5 protein-coding genes are annotated in these 7752 nt (G+C 49.4%); all 5 read right to left on the bottom strand.

Annotated elements, in window-relative coordinates:
* Positions 1-398: 398 nt before the first annotated feature.
* Positions 399-1523, bottom strand: a complete 1125-nt coding sequence (locus AC3WJN_RS25245) for an HD-GYP domain-containing protein (RefSeq protein ID WP_005829516.1) — start codon at positions 1521-1523, stop codon at positions 399-401.
* 133 nt (positions 1524-1656) lie between these two features.
* Entirely contained in the window at positions 1657-4188 is a 2532-nt protein-coding gene (gene gyrA, locus AC3WJN_RS25240) for a DNA gyrase subunit A (RefSeq protein ID WP_005829517.1), read from the bottom strand.
* Positions 4189-4417: 229 nt separating this feature from the next.
* Positions 4418-5602: an MFS transporter gene (locus AC3WJN_RS25235; RefSeq protein WP_007786449.1), complete on the bottom strand. Its 1185-nt coding sequence runs from the start codon at positions 5600-5602 to the stop codon at positions 4418-4420.
* 570 nt (positions 5603-6172) lie between these two features.
* Positions 6173-7447, bottom strand: a complete 1275-nt coding sequence (locus AC3WJN_RS25230; RefSeq protein ID WP_007786444.1) for an MFS transporter — start codon at positions 7445-7447, stop codon at positions 6173-6175.
* 121 nt (positions 7448-7568) lie between these two features.
* On the bottom strand, positions 7569-7752 hold a 184-nt coding region (locus tag AC3WJN_RS25225; RefSeq protein ID WP_492329350.1), incomplete at its 5' end, for a hypothetical protein.

The raw sequence follows: 7752 nt of genomic DNA, 5'->3' as shown, positions 1-7752 counted from the left end.
TCGTCCTGAGCCAGGATCAAACTCTCCAATAAAGTTTGTTACTGGTTCAAAGCTGGCAAATCATTTAATGATAGACTAATCAACGCTTTCGCTGTTCAGTTTTCAAAGAGCATTTTTCACTCGCCTCTCAAGGCGACTTTCCTAGTATATCATGCCGTCCAAGCTTTTGCAAGATGTTTTTTAAAACTCCTTTTCGCTCAGCAGCGACAATTCAATACTCTATCAGATAAGAATCCTGAAGTCAACACTTTCATTTTCTTATTTGATGTCTGCTTCAATTGAAGCGACAAGAAGTATCTTACCATGTATTGAAATACAGTACAAGCAATTTTTAAAATGAAATTAAACTTTTTCACTAAAAATAAAAGAGAGGCGTAATTACCGCCTCTCCCCCTGCTCTAAGACTGCTCCAAGACACGAATAATCGACAAATGTCTGGCATCCACCAGGTTTACAATCTTGCCCCCGGTCTCCACCATTGGCCGGGTAGGATGGTTCCGATCTGTAAATACAATCTTTCCTATCGTCCCGTCACTCAGCTCGACAATCGTACCGATCGTAAATTGAGTAATCCCATCCACAAATTTGCGTACAATAGTCGGGTCAAGCTTGCCAAAGCTGTCTCGAACCAATTGCTCTACCACCACGTATGGGGAAAGTGCCTTTTGATAAATCCGATCCGAGCACATCGCATGATACACATCCGCTACAGCAACAATCTTGCTGTACAGGTGCAATTTTGAGCCAGGCAGCCCTAACGGATATCCCGAGCCATCCTCCCGCTCATGATGCTGCAGGGCGGCCAGCGCGACTCCCTCGCTCAAACCATGGGAAGCTTTGATGATTTGGTATCCATAAACGGTGTGCTTTTTCATCTCTTCGAATTCTTCTTCTGTGAGCTTGCCGGGTTTTTGCAAAATTCTGCGGTCGATCTTGGTTTTTCCTATATCGAGCAAGGTGCCTGCCAATGCAACCTGCATCCATTCCTTTTCCGGAACCTTGATCCACTTTGCAATCATATAAGAAATGATCCCAACTGCAATCGCATGCTCGTACGTATAGCTGTCCATCCGTGCAAAACGGCGCAGTGACAGCAATACTTGCGGCTGCTGCTGGAACTCCGTAATAATCGGAGTAACCACCTCACGCACTTCCATCACCGGGATGTTATTTCCGCCCTGTACCCGAACCATCAAATTTTTCAGCGTTGATACTGCCTTTTCAAAGGTCTCCTGAATCGCTGGCTTGACAGGGCTCAGCTTGTCCGAAGCTTTTGCCTGCTCGTCCGCTGGCGCTTCTGCTTGCTCCGTGGTATTGCCAGCGCTGGCTTCCTCAATATGTACCTTTTTAACCATAAAAGCTTCGAGGAATTCGATTTCTTTCTCAGACAAAAGGGTTCCTTTTGAAAACAAAACTCCCCCTAATGCTGAATATACTTCCTCTGCCAATCTCGCTCCACTGTTCAGTTGCTTCACATCCACGATGGGCAACTTGGTCACCACCCGATCCAACTTGTTAATCATAATAGTTTTCTTTTCCCAATTTTACTCCAATTTCAAACCATTTGCAGGAATAAAGTAACAAATCACTCTAACTTTCTGCTCAAAAAAAGAAACGCCCCTTGATTTTTCGGGGCGCTTCTCTCGATATTTTGCTTTATTCCTCAGTCGGCTCGTCCGGTTCAACATTGGTTGGAGCGTCACCATCACCAACAGTGTCGACAGCCTCACCATGCTCTTGCTCCTCAGAGTCGGCCTCATCGTCCTCTTCGTTCGGCGGGCATTTCGCTACTGAACCTACCTGCTCATTTTCCGACAGGCGAATCAGCTTCACACCTTGCGTATAGCGACCCATGACAGAAATACCCTTCATTTCTGTCCGAATGATGATGCCGGAAGTCGTGATAATCATCAGGTCTTCCTCTGGCTCAACCACTTTCAAGCCGACCACAGGACCACTGCGTTCCGTGACATTGTGGGTCTTGATCCCTTTACCGCCGCGAGACTGGATGCGGTATTCGTCAACAGGAGTGCGTTTTCCGTAGCCGTTTGCAGTTACGATCAGAACTTCCGCGTTCGGCTTGATGACGTCCATATCAATGACATTATCGTCATCGTCGAGGGTAATCCCTTTTACGCCGGTTGCGTTGCGTCCCATCGTCCGCACATCGCTTTCGCTGAAGCGAACGGACATCCCTTTTTGCGTACCCATGATGATCTCTTGCTGGCCGTCAGTCAAACGAACCCCGATCAGCTCGTCATCTTCGCGCAGATTGACTGCAATCAGCCCGCCTTTGCGAATGTTTTCATAGGACTCGAGCGTCGTCTTCTTGATAATCCCTTTCTTGGTCGCAAAGAACAGGAAGCGCTCATGGTCGAACTCTTTGACCGGGATTACCGCACTGACCCGCTCGCCCTTTTCGATCTGAATCAGGTTGATGATCGGCGTGCCTTTTGCCGTCCGGCTGAGATCAGGAATCTCAAAGCCTTTCAGGCGGTACACCTTGCCCTTGCTCGTGAAGAACATGATGTAATCATGCGAATTGGTAATGTACAGATGCTCAACGAAGTCGTCATCCTTGGTTCCCAATCCTTGGACTCCCCGGCCACCACGTTTTTGCGAACGGTAGGTGGATACAGGCAGACGCTTGATGTAGCCGTCGTGGGTCAAAGTAATGACGACATCCTCTTCTGGAATCAAGTCAGCATCTTCAATGTGATCCTCGTCAAACGTAATCGCTGTGCGGCGCTCATCGCCAAACTTCTCCTTGATTTCGCCCAGCTCTTCACGAATGATCGCGTAGATTTTGGCTTCGTCAGCGAGAATTGCACGCAGCTCGGCAATTTTCGCGAGCAGCTCCTGGTACTCATTCTCGATTTTCTCCCGCTCCAAGCCGGTCAGGCGTTGCAGGCGCATGTCGAGAATCGCTTGTGCCTGCTCGTAGCTTAGGGAGTAGTTTGTCATCAGTCCTTCGCGCGCTTCTTCCGTTGTTTGCGAAGAGCGAATGAGGCTGATAATCTCATCAATATGATCGAGCGCAATCCGCAAGCCCTCCAAAATATGAGCGCGCGCTTCTGCCTGCTTCAGATCGTATTCGGTTCTTCTGCGGATAATGACGCGCTGGTGCTGCAAATAGTAATACAGCATATCGCGCAGATTGAGCACGCGCGGACGGCCGTCAACCAAGGCCAGCATGTTGACGCCAAACGTCGTCTGCATTTGCGTATGCTTGAACAGATTGTTCAACACGACTTTTGGAATGACGTCGCGGCGGAGCTCCATCACGATGCGCATCCCTTTACGGTCGGACTCGTCGCGCAGATCGGTAATGCCCTCGATTTTCTTTTCGCGGACAAGCTCTGCGATTTTTTCTACGAGTCTTGCCTTATTCACCTGGTAAGGAATTTCCGTCACAATGATGCGCGGTTTTCCTTTATCCTCTTCGATTTGGGTTTTCGCCCGCATAATAATAGAGCCGCGGCCCGTTTCGTAGGCACGACGAATCCCGCTAAAGCCGAGAATTTCTCCGGCTGTAGGGAAATCCGGCCCTTTGATGATCTTCATCAGATCTTGAATCGTAATATCCGGGTTGTCGATCATGGCAATGACGCCATCAATGACTTCCGTCAAGTTATGCGGAGGAATATTGGTCGCCATCCCGACGGCAATCCCCGAAGCTCCGTTCAAAAGCAGGTTCGGGAAGCGAGAAGGCAAGACAACCGGCTCTTCCTTGCGCCCGTCGTAGTTGGGCGTGAAATCAACTGTTTCTTTATCAATATCGCGCAGAAGCTCCAGCGCGAGCTTGGAAAAGCGCGACTCTGTATAACGCATGGCCGCTGCCGGGTCGCCGTCTACAGAACCGAAGTTTCCTTGCCCTTCCACGAGCATATAACGCATATTAAAATCTTGTGCCATACGTACCATCGCTTCATAGATGGAAGAGTCCCCATGCGGATGGTAGTTCGCCATAACTTCCCCGACTACGTTTGCCGATTTACGGAACGCTTTGTCAGGAGTAAGTCCCATGTCGTGCATGGCATACAAAATACGCCTGTGAACAGGCTTCAACCCATCGCGAACATCAGGCAATGCGCGACTGACGATAACGCTCATCGCGTAGCTGATGAACGATTCTCTCATTTCCTGGCTAATATCGACTTTGGGAAACCGAGCAGTTTCTTCTGCCATAAACGGTAAACCTCCAACTGGTTATCACAATACGTTATTATACCATATAGAAAGAGGACACGTCCAAAAATTCCAGTCGAATCAATCGATTCCCCTTGGTTTTGCTCCGCTTTTGGCCCCGAATTTTCCCAAAAGCACGTTCCCTATTTATTCCAGTCCTGTTTTGCATTCACTTATGATTTGCCGTTTTCGCCTTCCCTATTCACAAAAGGAAAAACCCGAAACGATTTTAGGAGGAAATCGATTCGGGCACAGATGTCTTTTTGCCTTGCCGGGCCAAATAAACGATGTAGACAAGCAAATACAGCCCAAGTGCAACCAACGAATAACGATACATCGCCGCAAAACTGGTCATTTTGGCGACTGCCCCCAGAATCATTGCCCCTCCGCCGATCCCAAGGTCGAACGCAGAGAAAAATGTCCCGGTAGCTGCCCCTCTTCTCGACGGGTCTACCCGCTTGATCGTCCACGCCTGCAAAGAAGGCTGCACGCCGCCAACACCGACGCCAAACAAGATCGCAGCAAAGATCAGTTGCCATTCGCTCGTGCTGTACGACAACAGCAACAGTCCGCCGCCAAGGATAAATCCACCCGGCAGCAAAATCCAGGCAGGTCCTCTGCGATCAAACAGCCTTCCCGCCAGAGGCCGAACAGCCATCAACGCAATCGCATTGAACAGGAAAAACAGACCAATATTCGCGATGCCAACCTCAAGGCCAAACAAAGTAATAAAGCTGAATATCCCTCCGTAAATAATCCCGATCAGCAAATTCAGCAGAGAGGGAAACAGCGCTGCCTTTTCAATCAGCCCACTCAACACGCTGCCATTCGGCTTTTGCCCAGCAACGATTGGCTTGATTTTTACCAGCCTGGACAAGATCATCGCCAGAGCAGTCAAGCCTGCGGAGATGGCAAACAGCCAACCGTATCCCCAGTTTTGCGATACCCACAAGCCCAATAGAGGCCCGAAAGCCATCGCCAAGTTGCTGAACATCCCGAAGTACCCCATTCCTTCCCCGCTTCTTTCCCGAGGAATGATATCGGACACGATCGTTCCGTAGGTGGTAGTGACAATTCCCCAGCCGATCCCGTGCAAAAAGCGAATCGCCAACACCAGCGCCACACTGACCATCCAGTAATATCCGGCGACGGCCAGCAAAAAGATGGCCAATCCAATCAGCAAAACAGGCTTCCTCCCGATGGTGTCCAGCGCTTTCCCGGTAAAAGGACGCACAAGCAGGGCTGACACGGTGAAAAGGCTAATGACCAGCCCTACCGCCAACTGATCTCCGCCCATGTCTGTCACATAGACCGGAAGCGTCGGAAGCAACATCTGGAACGCAACGAACAGCATAAAGTTGGAGAGTGCCAGGATCACAAAATCTTTCGTCCACAACGCCGTTTTTTCTGACATCAATATTCACTCCCCCTATCAAACCCGCGTATCTTTTCAATACAATAATATATATAAAGTATAAAAAGTCAACCCATCGAGCCATCCATTATGCACTTTATGGTGCAATGCCTCCCCTTTCCCAGAAAAAAAGACGCCGGGTCAGCGCCGGCGCCTTGCTACAGCTTCACGATCATTTCCAAATCGGAGGTGCGAATCATTGTTTTGGTGTCGATCAGCAGCCCGATAAAAAGCACGGTCATCTTCATCCATTTTCTCATGGCGTATCCCCCTCCGTTTGTGTTGTTACCTTGATTGTACAAGGGGCGCAGTCGTTCTCCTATCGAATTGCCTTGCACGATTCTTACAAAGCTGTAAGAGTCGCAAAAAGTGTGTACTGCATGGCACAAGAGCTCGACCGCTTTCATGAAATCCAGCGTCAATTTTTGCAAAATGCTTCCCATGAACAGGATCGAAGCTGAAAACGGTCCATTGTGCAGTGCTATTTTCCGTATCAGTTTGCCGCTATCCCACTCCACTCAAAGCTAACACCCAAGGCAATATGAGCCTTGGGTGCTTTCCTTTTTTCCGCTATACATTCCGGGAAACATTTGCACTGAGCGCGTTCCTGCCAATTCGCATAACCATGAAGGAAGCGAGCAGGCAAAACGCTCCTGCAGCTATGAACATGAAGAAGTAGCTGTTCAGTATTGTATAGACCACGCCACCACCGTAGGCAGCTACCGCAGCCCCCAATTGATGGGCTGTTAATATCCAGCCAAACAAAATTCCTGCCTGCTGTTTGCCAAAAATGTCTGTCGTCAGCCTCAATGTAGGAGGAACCGTCGCGACCCAATCCAAACCGTAGAACACGATGAACAACCCAAGGCTAAATGTAGAGGTGGACAAAGCCGTAGGCAGAAACATCAAGGAGAGCCCGCGCAGTCCGTAGTACCAGAATAGCAGCCAGCGGTTATTGTAGCGATCAGACAGCCATCCGGAAAGCGTCGTTCCAATAATGTCAAAAACACCAATCAGGGCGAGCAGGCTGGCAGCAGTTACTGCTGGAATCCCGTGCTCCATGCACGCCGCAATAAAATGCGTCCCGATCAAACCGTTTGTAGACAAACCGCAAATAAAAAAGCTGCCGGCCAACAACCAAAAGTCAAAGGATCGAAGGCCAGTGAACAACCCATTCATTGCCGCACGGAATGGATTTTGTACAGGAGCCGCAAGTTCTTGGTCTGTGACTGTCGCTCCGTACGCTGAGAGCCCTTTATCGCTCGGGCGATCACGCATCAAAGCTGCCACGATCGGCACCATCACGAGCGCTACGGAAGCTATCACCCAGGAGGCTGTACGCCAGCCTTCCGTTTCAGCCAGGCTGGCGAGAAGAGGCAGAAACACAAGCTGTCCCGTAGCACCGCTCGCCGTCAAAATTCCCATGACCAGCCCTCGCTGTTGTACAAACCACCGATTGGCGATCATCGCCCCTAATACCGATGCTGTACAGCCTGATCCAAGGCCGACAACCACTCCCCATAACACAGTCAGTTGCCATGATGCCTGCATCCATGTTGTCAGTGCAGCCCCTAAGGCCAACATCAGCAAAGCAATCATCGTGATCCGCCTAATCCCGAACCGATCCATGACCGCTGCTGCAAACGGCCCAACCAATCCGTATAACAGCAAATTGATAGACAGCGCAAAGGAGATTGAAGAACGACTCCACCCAAATTCTTGTTCCACAGGCACCATGAATACACCAGGTGCGGAGCGAATCCCAGCCCCTATCAAGAGGATGAAAAAGGTCACTGCGGCAATCACCCAGGCATAGTGGAAACGCACAGAAGCAGCCTGTTTCATGAAAACTCCTTTCCTGTCCACAAACATCAGAAATTTCAGTATGTAATTCTGTTACTCATTACTATAGTGGAGCCAGACCGCAATTTAAAAATAAACTTTTCCATCCCACTCATCAATAATTTCAATGAATCGAATAGGGAAGACCAGGTAAAAAACAGGGCAGCGAAGCGCTGGCAACAAAACATTCTTGCTCGTATTTAGCCAAAAACTCTTCCTCCCGCATGGCCATCCCTTTTGTGACGGCTAAGCTGTGTTCGATTTTCCTTGTGGGTACGTCCTTGTGTTCCAAGGTACACAAAAAAAGC

This window comes from Brevibacillus sp. FW306-2-1A-C05A (genome assembly GCF_058781555.1).
This window is presented reverse-complemented; position numbering and strand designations above follow the sequence as displayed.

Coding starts and splice junctions, on each gene's coding strand:
- AC3WJN_RS25245 (WP_005829516.1), bottom strand. CDS start 1,523: ATGATTAACAAGTTGGATCGGGTGGTGACCAAGTTGCCCATCGTGGAT.
- gyrA (WP_005829517.1), bottom strand. CDS start 4,188: ATGGCAGAAGAAACTGCTCGGTTTCCCAAAGTCGATATTAGCCAGGAA.
- AC3WJN_RS25235 (WP_007786449.1), bottom strand. CDS start 5,602: ATGTCAGAAAAAACGGCGTTGTGGACGAAAGATTTTGTGATCCTGGCA.
- AC3WJN_RS25230 (WP_007786444.1), bottom strand. CDS start 7,447: ATGAAACAGGCTGCTTCTGTGCGTTTCCACTATGCCTGGGTGATTGCC.